The following is a 15654-nucleotide window of genomic DNA, read 5'->3' as shown; positions in this document are numbered from 1 at the left end:
CCACCCACCCTTTTGCCCTTCCCGCTGTGGGCAGCTGGGCCGCCAGGGGCGGCTCCCGACCCTTAAAGGCAGCCCCAGGCCGACGGGGCCGATACGGACAGCGGTCACCTCGCAGCCAGGCGCCGGGCACGCAAAACGCGACGCCCGCCCAAGTGTCCGGTCGGGGACAAGCAGGGCAGGCGTCGCGCCAGTTCCGTACGCCGTTGTACGGGACGTATGAAGGGGCCGTACGGGTTACACCGTAAGCGCACGGTCCGTCGGGCGAATGGGTGCGGGAAGATCACTCGCACCGGTGAGGAACCGGTCCACGCCCCGCGCGGCCGAGCGCCCCTCGGCGATCGCCCACACGATGAGCGACTGGCCGCGGCCCGCGTCACCGGCGACGAAGACGCCGGGGACGTTGGTCTGGAACTCACGGTCACGGGCGACGTTGCCGCGCGCGTCCAGTTCGAGCCCGAACTGGTCCACCAGGCCGTTCTCGCGGTCCGTGCCGGTGAAGCCCATGGCGAGGGTGACGAGCTGGGCGGGGATGCGCCGCTCGGTGCCGGGCTCCTGCGTGAGCTTGCCGTCCACGAACTCGACCTCGACCAGGTGCAGGAACTGCACGTTCCCGTCCTCGTCGCCCTCGAAGTGGGTGGTCGAGACGGAGTAGACGCGCTCGCCGCCCTCCTCGTGGGCCGAGGTGACCTTGTAGAGCATGGGGAAGGTCGGCCAGGGCTGGCCGGGGGCGCGCTCCTCGCCCGGCCGGGGCATGATCTCCAGCTGGGTGACGGAGGCCGCGCCCTGCCGGTGGGCGGTGCCCACGCAGTCCGCGCCGGTGTCGCCGCCGCCGATGACGACGACGTGCTTGCCCTCGGCGGAGACGGGCGTGGTGACGTAGTCGCCCTCCTGGACCTTGTTGGCCAGGGGGAGGTACTCCATCGCCTGGTAGACGCCCTTCAACTCCCGCCCGGGGACGGGAAGATCGCGGGCGGTGGTGGCGCCGGCCGCGATGACCACGGCGTCGTACCGCTTGCGCAGCTTCGCCGCGTCGATGTCGCGGCCGATCTCCACGCCGGTGCGGAACTTGGTGCCCTCCGCGCGCATCTGCTCGATGCGGCGGTTGATGTGCCGCTTCTCCATCTTGAACTCGGGGATGCCGTAGCGGAGCAGGCCGCCGATGCGGTCGGCGCGCTCGTACACGGCGACGGTGTGCCCGGCGCGGGTGAGCTGCTGCGCGGCGGCGAGGCCCGCCGGGCCCGAGCCGATGACGGCGACGGTCTTGCCGGAGAGCCGCTCGGGCGCCTGCGGCTTGACGTCGTTCGCGTCCCACGCCTTGTCGATGATGGAGACTTCGACGTTCTTGATGGTGACGGCGGGCTGGTTGATGCCGAGCACGCACGCCGACTCGCAGGGGGCCGGGCACAGCCGCCCGGTGAACTCCGGGAAGTTGTTCGTGGCGTGCAGCCGCTCGGAGGCGGCGGACCAGTCCTCGCGGTAGGCGTAGTCGTTCCACTCGGGGATCAGGTTCCCGAGCGGACAGCCGTTGTGGCAGAACGGGATGCCGCAGTCCATGCAGCGCGAGGCCTGCTTGGAGATGATCGGCAGCAGGGAGCCGGGGACGTAGACCTCGTTCCAGTCCCGCACGCGCTCGCCGACCGGGCGGGTCTCGGCGACCTCGCGGCCGTGGTTCAGAAAGCCCTTGGGATCAGCCATTGGTCGCCGCCTCCATCATCTTCTCGGTGATCTCGGACTCGGAGAGTCCGGCTCGCTCGGCGGCGTCCTTGGCGGCGAGCACTGCCTTGTACGTGCTGGGGATGATCCTGCTGAAGCGGGTCACGGACGTGTCCCAGTCCGCAAGCAGCTTCTCGGCGACGGTCGAGCCCGTCTCCTCCTGGTGGCGGCGCACGACGTCGTGCAGCCACTGCTTGTCGGTGTCGTCCAGCGGCTCCACGGCCGCCAGGTTCCCGGCGTTGACGTTGTCGCGGTCCAGGTCGATGACGTACGCGATGCCGCCCGACATGCCGGCCGCGAAGTTGCGGCCGGTCTCGCCGAGGACGACCGCGTGGCCACCGGTCATGTACTCGCAGCCGTGGTCGCCGACGCCCTCGGACACGACGAGCGCGCCGGAGTTGCGCACGCAGAACCGTTCGCCGGTGCGGCCGCGCAGGAACAGCTCGCCGCCGGTCGCGCCGTACGCGATGGTGTTGCCCGCGATGGTGGAGTACTCGGCGAGGTGGTCGGCGCCCCGGTCCGGGCGGACGACGACGCGGCCGCCGGACAGGCCCTTGCCGACGTAGTCGTTGGCGTCCCCTTCGAGGCGCAGGGTGACGCCGCGCGGCACGAACGCGCCGAAGGACTGGCCCGCCGAGCCCGTGAAGGTGATGTCGATGGTGTCGTCGGGCAGGCCCGCGCCGCCGAACTTCTTCGTCACCTCGTGGCCGAGCATGGTGCCGACCGTGCGGTTGATGTTGCGGATGGCGACCTGGGCGCGGACGGGCTGGGCGTCCTGCTGCGAGTCCGCCGCGAGGGCATCCGCGGCCAGCTTGATCAGCTCGTTGTCCAGGGCCTTCTCCAGACCGTGGTCCTGGGCGACGAGCTGGTGGCGTACCGCGCCGCCGGGCAGGTCCGGGACGTGGAACAGCGGCTCCAGGTCGAGGCCCTGGGCCTTCCAGTGGTTCACCGCCCGCTCGGTGTCGAGGAGTTCGGCGTGCCCGACGGCCTCCTCGATGGAGCGGAAGCCCAGCTCGGCGAGGAGCTCGCGGACCTCCTCGGCGATGAACTGGAAGAAGTTGACGACGTACTCGGCCTTGCCGCCGAAGCGGTCGCGCAGCGTGGGGTTCTGCGTGGCGATGCCGACCGGGCAGGTGTCCAGGTGGCAGACGCGCATCATCACGCAGCCGGAGACAACCAGCGGCGCGGTCGCGAACCCGAACTCCTCGGCGCCGAGCAGCGCGGCGATGACCACGTCGCGGCCGGTCTTGAGCTGGCCGTCGGTCTGCACGACGATGCGGTCGCGCAGGCCGTTGAGCAGCAGGGTCTGCTGGGTCTCGGCGAGGCCGAGCTCCCAGGGGCCGCCCGCGTGCTTCAGCGAGGTCAGCGGGGACGCGCCCGTGCCGCCGTCGTGGCCGGAAATGAGCACCACGTCCGCGTGCGCCTTGGAGACACCGGCGGCGACCGTGCCGACGCCGACCTCGGAGACCAGCTTCACGTGAATCCGCGCCTGCGGGTTCGCGTTCTTCAGGTCGTGGATCAGCTGGGCCAGGTCCTCGATGGAGTAGATGTCGTGGTGCGGCGGCGGCGAGATCAGGCCGACGCCGGGCGTGGAGTGCCGGGTCTTGGCGACCCACGGGTAGACCTTGTGGCCTGGGAGCTGGCCGCCCTCGCCGGGCTTGGCGCCCTGGGCCATCTTGATCTGGATGTCGTCGGCGTTGACCAGGTACTCGGACGTGACGCCGAAGCGGCCGGACGCGACCTGCTTGATGGACGAGCGGCGCGCCGGGTCGTAGAGCCGGTCCGCGTCCTCGCCGCCCTCACCGGTGTTGGACTTGCCGCCCAGCTGGTTCATGGCGATGGCGAGGGTCTCGTGCGCCTCCTTGGAGATGGAGCCGTACGACATGGCGCCCGTGGAGAAGCGCTTGACGATCTCGGAGGCGGGCTCGACCTCGTCGACGGAGATCGGCTCACGCCCGCTCTTGAAGCCGAAGAGGCCGCGCAGCGTCATGAGGCGCTCGGACTGCTCGTTCACGCGGTCCGTGTACTGCTTGAAGACGTCGTAGCGGCCCGTGCGCGTGGAGTGCTGGAGACGGAAGACCGTCTCGGGGTCGAACAGGTGCGGCTCGCCCTCGCGGCGCCACTGGTACTCGCCCCCTATGTCCAGGGCGCGGTGCGCGGAGGGGACGCCGGAGGCCGGGTAGGCCTTGGCGTGCCGGGCGGCGACCTCCTGGGCGATGACGTCGATGCCGACGCCGCCGATCTTGGAGGTGGTGCCGTTGAAGTACTTCTCGACGAAGGACTCCTCCAGGCCGACGGCCTCGAAGACCTGCGCGCCGCGGTAGGAGGCGACGGTGGAGATGCCCATCTTGGACATGACCTTCAGCACGCCCTTGCCGAGGGCGTGGATGAGGTTGCGGATGGCCTGCTCGGCCCCGCCGTCGGTGGCGGGCAGGAACGTGCCCGCGCGGACCAGGTCCTCGACGGACTCCATCGCCAGGTACGGGTTGACGGCGGCCGCGCCGAAGCCGATGAGCAGCGCGACGTGGTGCACCTCGCGCACGTCGCCCGCCTCGACGAGCAGGCCGACCTGGGTGCGCTGCTTCGTACGGATGAGGTGGTGGTGGACGGCCGCGGTGAGCAGGAGCGAGGGGATCGGGGCGTGCTCGGCGTCGGAGTGCCGGTCGGAGAGCACGATCAGGCGGGCGCCGGCCTCGATGGCGGCGTCGGCCTCGGCGCAGATCTCGTCGATGCGGGCGGCGAGGGCGTCGCCGCCGCCGCTGACCCGGTACAGGCCGGACAGCGTCGCGGCCTTCATGCCCGGCATGTCGCCGTCGGCGTTGATGTGGATGAGCTTGGCCAGCTCGTCGTTGTCGATCACCGGGAAGGGCAGGGTGACGGACCGGCAGGAGGCGGCGGTCGGATCCAGGAGGTTGCCCTGCGGGCCCAGCGAGGAGCGCAGCGAGGTGACGAGCTCCTCGCGGATCGCGTCCAGCGGCGGGTTGGTGACCTGCGCGAAGAGCTGGGTGAAGTAGTCGAAGATCAGCCGCGGGCGCTCGGAGAGCGCGGCGATGGGCGTGTCCGTGCCCATCGAGCCGATCGGCTCCGCGCCGGCCTTGGCCATCGGCGCGAGCAGGATGCGCAGCTCCTCCTCGGTGTAGCCGAAGGTCTGCTGGCGGCGCGTGACGGAGGCGTGCGTGTGCACGATGTGCTCGCGCTCGGGCAGGTCGGAGAGCTCGATCTCGCCGGCCTCCAGCCACTCCTCGTACGGCTTCTCGGCGGCGAGGGCGGCCTTGATCTCGTCGTCCTCGACGATGCGGTGCTCGGCGGTGTCGACGAGGAACATCCGGCCGGGCTGCAGGCGGCCCTTGCGGACGACCTTGGCCGGGTCGATGTCGAGGACGCCGACCTCGGAGCCGAGCACGACCAGGCCGTCGTCGGTGACCCAGTAGCGGCCCGGGCGCAGGCCGTTGCGGTCGAGGACCGCGCCGACCTGGGTGCCGTCGGTGAAGGTGACACAGGCCGGGCCGTCCCAGGGCTCCATCATCGTGGCGTGGAACTGGTAGAAGGCGCGCCGCGCGGAGTCCATGGAGGCGTGGTTCTCCCAGGCCTCCGGGATCATCATCAGAACCGAGTGGGGCAGCGAACGGCCGCCGAGGTGCAGGAGTTCGAGGACCTCGTCGAAGGAGGCCGAGTCGGACGCGTCCGGCGTACAGACCGGGAAGATCCGCTCCAGCTGCTCCTGCGAACCGCTGTGCCCATTGTCGGCAGAGCCGAACAGATCCGAGACCAGCTGCGACTCGCGGGCCCGCATCCAGTTGCGGTTGCCCTTGACCGTGTTGATCTCGCCGTTGTGCGCCACGAAGCGGTACGGGTGCGCGAGCGGCCAGCTCGGGAACGTGTTGGTGGAGAAGCGCGAGTGGACGAGCGCGATGGCCGTGGCGAAGCGGCGGTCGGACAGGTCCGGGAAGAAGGGCTCGAGCTGGCCGGTGGTCAGCATGCCCTTGTAGACGATCGTGCGGGCGGAGAGCGACGGGAAGTACGTGGCCGCCTCGCGCTCGGCGCGCTTGCGCAGCACGAACGCCTTGCGGTCCAGGGCGAGCCCGCTGCTCGCGCCGTCGGTCACGAAGAGCTGGCGGAAGACGGGCATCGTCGAGCGGGCGGTGGCGCCGAGCAGCGTCGGGGCGACGGGCACGTCGCGCCAGCCGAGCACGGTGAGGCCCTCTTCGGCCGCGATCGTCTCAATCTTCGAGACGGCTTCGTCGGCGGTGTCCTGCGGCAGGAAGGCGATGCCGACGGCGTACTCGCCCGCCGCGGGGAGGCCGAAACCGGCCGCTTCGCGCAGGAACGCGTCCGGGACCTGGAGCAGGATGCCGGCGCCGTCACCGGAGTCGGGCTCGGATCCGGTGGCACCGCGGTGTTCGAGATTGCGCAGTACGGTCAGCGCCTGCTCGACGAGCTCATGGCTCGCCTCACCAGTGAGGGTGGCCACGAACCCGACGCCACAGGCGTCGTGCTCGTTACGGGGGTCGTACATCCCCTGCGGGGCGGGGCGGCCATCCATGGGCGACCAGGCGTCGGAACGCATCGGCACTCCCGTCGTCGTGATGGGGGCAACCTCCCGGGCGCTGTGGGGCTCCGGGGGCGCGAGCGGCGATAGGGACGACGTTGGCCCTGGCGAAATTTCGTGCAGGTTACATGATGGACCGCTTCTCGAAAAGCGGATACTTCATTCCAACATGTGGACAGCGCTCTGGGGGGTGGAGAGCGGTGCGGAAGGGACCCGAGCGGACAGATCGATGGCCGCGGACCCGGAGCGCCGCAGGCTTCATTGCCCGCAGCGCTTACGGCTCATGCCCAGCGGTCAAGGAATCGAAACCGCACGGTAACGACTACTTATGCAGAATCCTGCATACACCTGCAAAGCCTTATCCTACGGCCGTCCCGAACAAGCCGCCCAGGGCGTACGTCACACCGGCCGCCGCGCCGCCCAGAGCCAGCTGCCGCAGCCCGCTGAACCACCACGACCGCGCGGTCACCTTCGCCACGACCGCCCCGCACGCGAAGAGGCCGACCAGCGCGAGCAGCAGCGCGGGCCACAGGGCGCTCGCGCCGAGCAGATACGGCAGTACGGGAAGCAGGGCGCCGAGCGCGAAGGCGCCGAACGAGGACACCGCGGCGACCAGCGGCGAGGGCAGATCGCCCGGGTCGATGCCGAGCTCCTCGCGGGCGTGGATCTCCAGGGCCTGCTCGGGGTCCTTGGACAGCTGCCGGGCGACCTCGCGCGCCAGGCCGGCCTCGACGCCGCGCGACGCGTACAGCGCGGCCAGCTCCTCCTCCTCGTCTTTGGGGTGCTTGCGCAACTCCCGGCGCTCCACGTCGAGTTCGGCCTCGACGAGCTCGCGCTGCGAGGCGACGGAGGTGTACTCGCCGGCCGCCATGGAGAAGGCGCCGGCCGCGAGCCCCGCGAGGCCGGTGATGACGATGGTCTCCCGCGACACCGCCCCGCCCGCGACACCCGTCATCAGGGCGAGGTTGGACACGAGGCCGTCCATGGCGCCGAAGACGGCGGGACGCAGCCAGCCGCCGTTGACATCACGGTGGGTGTGGTTGTCCCGGTGCGCCTCGTGCAGCGCGGCCTCGGTCTCAATGATCGCCATAACAGCCTGGAGCTCCTCTCACACACGCAATGGGGGCATACGTCACCCATGGACGGGGCGCGTGAACCCCGGCCCCTCCCCCTCGGACAACATCGAAAGTACGCGCGAAAAATCTCTCTCGCCAGCAAGGAAGGCCGTACTTACCTGCGAAAACGCGCCTCGCAGACCCCTCGTGAGGACCGTCGCGCGGAGCCCCGCCGACATGCCGAAGGGGTGACGCTGAGCGCGCGGATGCTCACATGAGTGCCGTCGCGTGGCAGGGATGCTCCAACGCACTGCAACCCGGCAGTCGGCGTGACAGGGAGGCACGGCATGGCATCCGTCGCATGTGTTCCCTCGGTCCCGGCGCCCGGTGACGCCGACGGCCTCCGCGAGCGGGCCCGCGGGGCGATGCTCGGCCTCGCCGTCGGCGACGCGCTCGGCGCGCCCGCGGAGAACATGAAGCCCTCCGAGATCCGCCGCCGCTGGGGCCGCATCACGGGGTACGTGGCCGAGCATCCGTCCGGCACGGACGACACGGAGTACGCGATCTTCTCCGGCCTGCTGCTCGCCCGGCACGGCTCCGCGCTCACCGTCGCGCACGTCGAGACGGCCTGGCACCAGTGGATCGCCGACCTGGACGAAGGCCCGTTCCGCGGCGCCGGGTTCAGCGAACGCGGCACCCTGGAGAACCTGCGCCGGGGCCTCGCGGCACCCATCTCCGCCCAGCACCGGCACGCCTGGAGCGACGGCCTCGCCATGCGCGCCGCCCCCTTCGGGGTGTTCGCCGCGGGCGCCCCCGGCGAGGCGGCCCGGCTCGTCGCCATCGACGGCACGGTCAGCCACGAGGGCGAGGGCATCTACGGCGGCCAGGCGGTGGCGGCGGGCGTCGCGGCGGCGATGGCGGGCGCGCCGGTGGAGTCCGTGGTCACGGCCGCGCTCTCCGTCATCCCCGCCGACAGCTGGACGTCCCGCTCGCTGCGCCGCGCGGTGGCCGCCGCCCACCGCGGCGAACGCGCGGTCCGCTCGGCCGTCGTCATCGGCGGCTACCCCTGGACCGACCTGGCGCCGGAGGCGGTGGGCCTTGCCTTCGGCGCGTACGCGGCCGCCTGCGGCGACTTCGCGACGGCGGTCCTGACGGCGGTGAACATGGGCCGCGACGCGGACACCACCGCGGCGGTGGCGGGCTCCCTGGCAGGCGCGACCTGCGGCGCGAGGGCGATCCCCGAGAAGTGGTCCACAGCAATCGGCCCGGCTCGGGGCACGTGCCTGCCTTCCATGCGGGGCCACCACGTCCTGGACATCGCAGAGTTGCTGACGCCGGACGGGGAGGAGTGATGAGCGCAAACCATCCCGCCCCCACTGCGGGCAGCCTGTCCGCCGCTCCCCCACCCACTCCCGCTGCGGGCAGCCTGTCCGCCGCTCCCTCACCCACCCCCACTGCGGGCAGCCTGTCCGCCGCTCCCCCACCCGCCGCCGCTGTGGGCAGCTGGTCCGCCCAGAGGGCGGAACGGGTGGGCACAGCGGACCCCCGCGGCGCCGGGCCACGCACTCGCCCTGCCTCAGCCCCGGTACCGGCCACCGTAAAGAGCACCCGCATCGAAGGCCTCCTGCTGGGCCTAGCCGCAGGCGACGCCGCGGGCTGGCCCGCCGCACGGCACAGAGCGGCCCGCATGCCCGACTGGACCCGCCGCCTCACCCGCGAACTGGACACCTTCGCCGAGCTCAACGCGACCACCACCCTCCCGGTCCCCATCGCCCTGAACCAGCCCCCGGAACCTCTCCGCCTGGGCCCGTCCGACGACGCCGAATGGGCGGCGTTCACCGCCGAGTCCGTACTGAAGGCAGCGGACCGCACCCTGGACCCCACCCTCACCAGGGACCACCGCACCCGCGCCATGGTGGCCCTCGCCTGGGACGCCCTGGCAGGCGAGGTTGCGGCAGCGGCGGCCCACGCGCCGGAGGTGGAGTCGGCCGTGCTCCCGCTGCGCGCCCGCATCTCCGTCCGCGCGGGCCTCGGCAACCTCGCCACGGGCCTGTGCCCACCCGCCACCGGCCACGACAACCCCCACTTCTTCGACGACGCCGCCTGCGTACGCGCCTGCGTCCTCGCCCTGGTCCACCCGGGCTCCCCCGAACAGGCCGCCGCCCTGGCCGAGTTCGACGCCCGCTACACCCAGGACGGCGACGGCGTGCACGGCGCCCGCGCGATGGCCGCGGCGATCGCGGCCGCCCTGGCCGGCGCGGTGCCCGAGGACGCGGTGGCCGCCGCGATCGACCAGCTCCCCGAGCACACGGAGATCGGCCGCAACGCCCGCCACGCGCTGGCGCTGGCCCACGACTGCGGCCGGGGCCCCGACGGCGTCTTCGCCCTGATCCCGCTCCTGGAGCACCAGATCGTCGACCACGTCTACAGCTACGGCATCGCCGCCGCCGAGACCGTCCCGGTCGCCCTCGCCCTGGCCCTCGCCTCGCGCGGCCGCGTCCGCGAGGCGGTACCGGCCGCCGCCTGCCTGTCCCGCGTCGCGGACTCCGCGCCCGCGCTGGCCGGAGCGCTCACCGGCGCCCTCGCCACGGCCACCGCCATCCCGTACACCTGGCGCGAGACCTGCCGCAGGCTCTCCGGCTGCGCCCTGCCGCGCCTCGCGGGCACGGACCTGGTGGAGCTGGCCGGACACCTGACGCGGGCGGCGCACCCCGAACCACCCACCCCAGAGGAGGACTTGGACCATGCCACCACTGGACCCGACACCCACACCCCAGAACACCACCCGCACCCATCCGACCGCCCCGACCACCCCGGCCCTCACGGACCGCATCACGGGCAGCCTGGTGGGAGCGGCCGTAGGTGACGCGCTCGGCGGCCCCGTCGAGGGGTGCAAGCCCGAACAGATCGCGGAGCGCCACGGCGGCCGCGTCCAGGGAATCGTCGGCCCCTGGTACGGGGACGACTGGCGCACGGCCCGCCCCATCGCCCCGTACCACAAGGGCGACGGCCACGTCACCGACGACACCTTGATGACCCACGCACTCGTCCGCGTGTACGCCACGGTCCGCGACCACCTGGACGCGTACGCGGTGGCCGACCACCTGGTCCCCGACCTGATCACCACCCCCCGCTGGATCCCCGAACTCGAAGCCGACGCCCTCCCCGTCCAACGCCTCTTCCTCGCCGAGAAATGGCTCGTGGCCCGCATCCACTACGGCCACGTCGACCCGCGCGAGGCGGGCACCGGCAACATCGTCAACTGCGGCGCGGCGATGTACATGGCGCCGGTCGGCCTGGTCAACGCGGCGAACCCGGCGGGCGCGTACGCGGAGGCCCTGGACGTCGCGGGCGCCCACCAGTCGTCGTACGGCCGCGAGGCGGCGGGAGTCTTCGCGGCGGCTGTGGCGGCGGCCTGCGTCCCCGGCGCGACGCCCACCACCGTAGTCGACACCTGCCTGACCCTGGCGAAGGACGGCACCCGAGCGGCGATCGAGGCAACGGCCGAAGCAGCAAGCAGCCACCGCGACTTCGAGTCGGCCCTCACCCCTCTCCGCACGGCGATCGCCCCCTTCGACACCGTCGGCCCCGACTACCGCTCCCCCTCCCTGGGCGCCCGCCGCCCCTCCCGCCTGCACGCCATCGAGGAACTCCCCATCGCCCTGGCCATGCTGCTGATCGCCGACGGCGACTACCGCCACGCGGTCCTGGGCTCGGTGAACTACGGCCGCGACTGCGACTCGATCGCCACCATGAGCGGCGCACTCGCGGGCGCCCTGCACGGCGCGTCCGCCGTCCCCCAGGACTGGTCGACGACGGTCGCCGAGGCCAGCCGCCTCGACCTGCACACCCCCGCCACCACCCTCGCGAAGGTCACCCAGGAGATCTTCACCAAGGACCGAACCCGCCGCCGCACCCACGAGTCGGCGTTCACCACCCTGACGGGCGCCCCCGAATGATGCGCCTGACCTGGCTACAACCCGAGGACCTCCTCCCCCACGAACTCCGCCAGGCAGAGGAGGAGGGCAGAGACATCACGTCGGCCCGATCCCGCTGGCGAGCGGCAGGCGGCTCCCCCACGCCACCAAGGTCGGGCGCCTCCCCGAACCAGGCTTCACCAGAGCTACGAGCCCTGGCGGAGAGTCTCTTGACGGAACTGGGACTGGAAGACGAGACCGAAGCCACGATCCAGCCCGTCCGGCGTTTGAGGACGAGGCCGTTCAGGCCGACAGCGGGGGTCCGGGGGCGGCAGCCCCCGGTTTCGGGAAGGGGCGGGACTGGGGAATGCCCCGCAGGGCCACCCCACCGCACCCGCCTACACGCAGCCTGGCTAGGCCGAGCCGCAGGCTGCCTACTCGGCAAACCAGTCGAAAAACTCCCCCTGAAAGCCATCCGCGCCCTGGCGAAATCCACCGGCAACTGGCCCCTGCACACCTGGTTCACAGCAAAGGGAGTCCCGCCCGACCTGAGGGCAACGTACCCCTGGAACAAACGCTCAGCGCACACCTCCCTCGCGGAGAACATCGACGGCATGCCGGAGGACGACGACCTCAACTACCCCCTCCTGAACCTGCTCCTCCTGCAACGCCACGGCAAAACGTTCACGACGCACGACGTGGCCACCCTCTGGCTGGAGGAACTCCCCGCGGCAAGAACGTTCACCGCGGAACGCGTCGCGTACCGCAACCTCCTCAACGGCATCCCCCCACCTCGCACGGCCCGCCACCACAACCCGTTCCGCGAATGGATCGGCGCCCTGATCCGAGCGGACGTACACGGCTGGACGAATCCGAACGACCCACCGGCGGCAGCCGAGCAGGCGTACCGGGACGCGTGCCTCACGCACACGGCGAACGGCGTGTACGGAGCGATGTTCGCGGCGGCGACGATCGCCCGGGCCGCGTCCGGCACCGCCGACGTGCACGAGAGCCTGGCCGCGGGCCTCACCGTCGTCCCCGAGGACTCCCGCCTGGCAAGGGCGGTCCGGCACGGCATCCAACTCGCGTGGAAACACGAGGACTTCGACGACGTCGTGGACGGCCTGCACGCGGCGTACGGCACGTACCACTGGGTCCACGTCGTCCCCAACGCGGCGCTGCTCGCCGCGGCCCTCACGCACGCCGACGGCGACTTCACCGGCTCCATCACGCGCGCGGTCTCCGGCGGCTGGGACACCGACTCCAACGGGGCGACCGCGGGCTCGGTCGCGGGCCTGCTGGCCGGCCACCCGGACGCGCTCCCGGACCGCTGGACGGCCCCGCTCAAGAACCGCCTGGCCACCTCGGTCGGCGGCTTCCACGGCACCGGCTTCGACGAACTCGCGCACCTGACAGACGAACTCACGTACCTGACCGCGGACTTGACGGGCCTCCACCCCACAGAGGAGACACCCCACCGATGACCCCGCACATCGTCGTCCTTGGCAGCATCAACATGGACCTGGTCGCGTACGTGGCCACCGCGCCGCGGCGCGGCGAGACCGTCACCGGCCGCGAGTTCCGCACCTTCCCCGGCGGCAAGGGCGCCAACCAGGCCGTCGCCGCGGCCCGCGCGGGCGCCACCGTCTCGATGATCGGCGCGGTCGGTACCGACACCTTCGGCACACAGCTGCGCGGCACGCTCGACCACTCGGGCGTGGACACGGATCTGCTGCGGACCATGGAGGGCGCCACGGGCACCGCGCACATCGTGGTCGACGACGAGGGCGGCAACGCGATCGTCGTCGTGCCCGGCGCGAATGCCGGGCTCACCGGCCTGACCCACGGCGACGAGGCCCTGATCGCCTCCGCCGACCTGCTGCTGCTCCAACTCGAGACCCCCCTCGACGGCGTCGCCGCCGCCGCGCGGTACGCCCGCGAGCACGGGGTGCGCACGGTCCTCACCCCGGCGCCCGCGCGCCCCCTGCCACCCGGACTCCTGGCCGCCGTCGACCTGTTGATCCCGAACGAGCACGAGGCCGCCACCCTCACCGGTGCCGTGGAGCCACGCGCGGCGGCCCGCGCGCTCCTGGACCAGGTGCCGGAGGTCGTCGTCACGCTCGGTGCGGACGGCAGCCTGTACGCGGCACGCGACGCCGAGCCGGTCACGGTGCCCGCGCCCCGGGTCACGGCGGTGGACACCACGGGCGCGGGCGACACGTTCGTGGGCGCGCTCGCGGTGGCGCTCGGCGAGGGCAGGCCCACGCCGGACGCGCTGGCCTGGGCGTCCACGGCGGCGGCGCTCTCCGTGCGGCGCCCGGGGGCCGCGGCCTCCATGCCGTACCGCACGGAGATCGACACGGAGGCGGAGGCCCTGCGATGACAGCATCCCCGCCCCCGCTGACCGGCCTGCGCGTCCTCGACCTGGCGACCCTCTTCGCGGGCCCCCTCGCCGCCACCCTGCTCGGCGACTTCGGCGCGGACGTCGTCAAGGTCGAGCACCCGCGGCGCCCGGACCCGTCCCGGGGCCACGGCCCGGCGAAGGACGGCGTCGGCCTGTGGTGGAAGCTGCTCGGCCGCAACAAGCGCACGATGACGCTGGACCTCTCCACCCCCGGCGGCCGGACCACCCTCCTCCGCCTCGCCGCCGACGCGGACGTGATCGTCGAGAACTTCCGCCCCGGCACCCTGGAGAAGTGGGACCTCGGCTGGGACGAGCTGAGCGCGGCCAACCCCCGCCTCGTCCTGGCCCGCGTCACGGGCTTCGGCCAGTTCGGGCCGTACGCGCGCCGCCCCGGATTCGGCACCCTCGCGGAGGCGATGAGCGGCTTCGCCGCCGCCACCGGCGAGCCGGACGGACCGCCGACGCTCCCGCCGTTCGGCCTCGCGGACTCCATCGCGGGCCTGGCCACGGCGTACGCGGTGATGACGGCCCTCGCGGCGCGCGACAGCACGGGCCGGGGCCAGGTCGTCGACATGGCGATCATCGAGCCGATCCTCACGGTGCTCGGCCCGCAGCCGCTCTGGTACGACCAGCTCGGCCACGTACAGCCGCGCACCGGCAACCGCTCCACGAACAACGCGCCCCGCAACACCTACCGCACGGCGGACGGCACGTGGGTCGCGGTCTCCACCTCCGCCCAGTCGATCGCGGAGCGCGTGCTGCGCCTGGTGGGCCGCCCCGACCTGGCCGCCGAGCCGTGGTTCGGCTCCGGCACGGGGCGCGCCGCCCACGCGGACGTCCTCGACGAGGCGGTCGGCGCGTGGATCGCGTGCCGCACCCGCACCGAGGTGATCGAGGCGTTCGAGAAGGCGGAGGCGGCGGTCGCGCCCGTCCAGGATGTACGCGACGTCATGACCGACCCCCAGTACGCGGCCCTGAACACCATCACGACCGTCCCGGACGACCCGGAGCTCGGCACCCTGCGGATGCAGAACGTCCTCTTCCGTCTCAGCGAAACCCCCGGCGCGATCCGCTGGGCGGGCCGCCCGCACGGCGCCGACACGGACACGATCCTCACCGAGCTCGGCCTCAGGGACGGGGAGATCCTCTCGCTCCGCAAGGAGGGAGCCTTGTGAGACCCATCCCCCTGACCTGGCTGTACGTTCCCGGGGACCGCCCCGACGTGGTGGCGAAGGCCCTCGTGGCGGGCGCGGACGCGGTCGTGATCGACCTGGAGGACGCGGTGGCCCCGGCCCGCAAGGAGTACGCGCGGGCGGCCACCGCGGAGCTCCTCTCCGCGCCCCGGCCGGGCCCCGGCCCCGCCCTGCACGTCCGCGTGAACGCGCTCGGGACGCCGCTCTCGGACGCGGACCTGCGGGTCATCGCCCCGCTGCCCGGCCTCGCGGGCCTGCGGCTGCCGAAGGTCACCTCACCGGACGACGTGATCCGTGCGGCCGAGCAGGCGGCCCCGCACGACGGCGGCGCTCCCGCCCTGCACGCGCTGCTGGAAACCGCCCTCGGCATCGAGCGGGCCCACGCCATCGCCACCGCCCACCCGGCGCTGCGCGGCCTGTCCATCGGCGAGGCGGACCTCCGCGCCGACCTGGGCGTACGTGACGACGCGGGCCTGGACTGGGCGCGCTCCCGGGTGATCGTGGCCGCCCGCGCCGCGGCGCTGCCCGCCCCGCCCCAGTCGGTCTACCCCGACACCCGCGACACGGCGGGCCTGGCGGCCTCCTGCGCGCACGGCCGCACCCTCGGCTTCCTAGGCCGCGCGGCGATCCACCCCCGCCAGCTCCCGGTGATCGAGCGCGCCTACCTCCCCACCCCGAAGGAGATCGAACAGGCCGAGTCCGTCCTCAAGGCAGCGGCATCGGAAGAGGGCGCCCAGGCCCTCCCCGACGGCCGCTTCGTGGACAGAGCGGTGGTGAGGGAGGCCCGTAGAACCTTGGCCCTGGCGGAGGGCGGAAGATAGCT

At 72.6% G+C, this 15654-nt stretch carries 10 protein-coding genes; 7 read left to right on the top strand and 3 right to left on the bottom strand.

Annotated elements, in window-relative coordinates; all coding sequences use genetic code 11:
* Positions 1-234 precede the first annotated feature (234 nt).
* The 3 genes from AC0KTA_RS28675 to AC0KTA_RS28665 form a co-directional block, all read right to left on the bottom strand.
* Entirely contained in the window at positions 235-1695 is a 1461-nt protein-coding gene (locus AC0KTA_RS28675) for a glutamate synthase subunit beta (protein ID WP_481051104.1), read from the bottom strand.
* Positions 1688-6229 carry a glutamate synthase large subunit gene (gene gltB / locus AC0KTA_RS28670; RefSeq protein WP_481056595.1) on the bottom strand — a complete coding sequence of 1514 codons (4542 nt, stop codon included), beginning with the start codon at positions 6227-6229 and terminating at the stop codon, positions 1688-1690. The genes AC0KTA_RS28675 and gltB overlap by 8 nt, the downstream gene beginning before the upstream one ends.
* Before the next feature lie 391 nt (positions 6230-6620).
* The gene (locus tag AC0KTA_RS28665; RefSeq protein WP_481051103.1) at positions 6621-7352 is read right to left on the bottom strand and encodes a VIT1/CCC1 transporter family protein; all 732 of its coding nucleotides are present in this window, start codon (positions 7350-7352) and stop codon (positions 6621-6623) included.
* Between the two features lie 312 nt (positions 7353-7664).
* Between AC0KTA_RS28665 and AC0KTA_RS28660 the strand changes: the two genes are divergently transcribed.
* From AC0KTA_RS28660 to AC0KTA_RS28630, 7 genes are read left to right on the top strand one after another with little or no spacing between them, the layout of a single operon-like run.
* A complete protein-coding gene (locus AC0KTA_RS28660; protein WP_481051102.1) occupies positions 7665-8669 on the top strand; it encodes an ADP-ribosylglycohydrolase family protein in 1005 nt (334 codons plus the stop codon).
* Complete coding sequence (locus AC0KTA_RS28655) at positions 8669-10183, top strand: ADP-ribosylglycohydrolase family protein (protein WP_481051101.1); 1515 nt, start codon at positions 8669-8671, stop codon at positions 10181-10183. Before AC0KTA_RS28660 ends, AC0KTA_RS28655 begins: the two co-directional genes overlap by 1 nt.
* Positions 10071-11276 (top strand): ADP-ribosylglycohydrolase family protein, encoded by a 1206-nt coding sequence (locus tag AC0KTA_RS28650; protein ID WP_481056594.1) that lies wholly within the window; start codon positions 10071-10073, stop codon positions 11274-11276. Before AC0KTA_RS28655 ends, AC0KTA_RS28650 begins: the two co-directional genes overlap by 113 nt.
* Positions 11273-12718 carry an ADP-ribosylglycohydrolase family protein gene (locus AC0KTA_RS28645; RefSeq protein WP_481051100.1) on the top strand — a complete coding sequence of 482 codons (1446 nt, stop codon included), beginning with the start codon at positions 11273-11275 and terminating at the stop codon, positions 12716-12718. Before AC0KTA_RS28650 ends, AC0KTA_RS28645 begins: the two co-directional genes overlap by 4 nt.
* Positions 12715-13617 carry a ribokinase gene (rbsK, locus tag AC0KTA_RS28640; protein WP_481051099.1) on the top strand — a complete coding sequence of 301 codons (903 nt, stop codon included), beginning with the start codon at positions 12715-12717 and terminating at the stop codon, positions 13615-13617. Before AC0KTA_RS28645 ends, rbsK begins: the two co-directional genes overlap by 4 nt.
* Positions 13614-14813, top strand: a complete 1200-nt coding sequence (locus tag AC0KTA_RS28635) for a CaiB/BaiF CoA transferase family protein (protein ID WP_481051098.1) — start codon at positions 13614-13616, stop codon at positions 14811-14813. The genes rbsK and AC0KTA_RS28635 overlap by 4 nt, the downstream gene beginning before the upstream one ends.
* Positions 14810-15652, top strand: a complete 843-nt coding sequence (locus AC0KTA_RS28630) for an HpcH/HpaI aldolase/citrate lyase family protein (RefSeq protein WP_481051097.1) — start codon at positions 14810-14812, stop codon at positions 15650-15652. Before AC0KTA_RS28635 ends, AC0KTA_RS28630 begins: the two co-directional genes overlap by 4 nt.
* Positions 15653-15654 lie beyond the last annotated feature (2 nt).

The sequence above is a fragment of the Streptomyces sp. Y309 genome (assembly GCF_056712025.1).
The sequence above is the reverse complement of the archived record's forward strand: the minus strand, read 5'-3'. Positions and strand labels throughout refer to the sequence as shown.

Excerpts from the sequence above, each read along its gene's own strand:
- AC0KTA_RS28675 (WP_481051104.1), bottom strand. The coding sequence starts at position 1,695 with ATGGCTGATCCCAAGGGCTTTCTGAACCACGGCCGCGAGGTCGCCGAG.
- gltB (WP_481056595.1), bottom strand. The coding sequence starts at position 6,229 with ATGTACGACCCCCGTAACGAGCACGACGCCTGTGGCGTCGGGTTCGTG.
- AC0KTA_RS28665 (WP_481051103.1), bottom strand. The coding sequence starts at position 7,352 with ATGGCGATCATTGAGACCGAGGCCGCGCTGCACGAGGCGCACCGGGAC.
- AC0KTA_RS28660 (WP_481051102.1), top strand. The coding sequence starts at position 7,665 with ATGGCATCCGTCGCATGTGTTCCCTCGGTCCCGGCGCCCGGTGACGCC.
- AC0KTA_RS28655 (WP_481051101.1), top strand. The coding sequence starts at position 8,669 with ATGAGCGCAAACCATCCCGCCCCCACTGCGGGCAGCCTGTCCGCCGCT.
- AC0KTA_RS28645 (WP_481051100.1), top strand. The coding sequence starts at position 11,273 with ATGATGCGCCTGACCTGGCTACAACCCGAGGACCTCCTCCCCCACGAA.
- rbsK (WP_481051099.1), top strand. The coding sequence starts at position 12,715 with ATGACCCCGCACATCGTCGTCCTTGGCAGCATCAACATGGACCTGGTC.
- AC0KTA_RS28635 (WP_481051098.1), top strand. The coding sequence starts at position 13,614 with ATGACAGCATCCCCGCCCCCGCTGACCGGCCTGCGCGTCCTCGACCTG.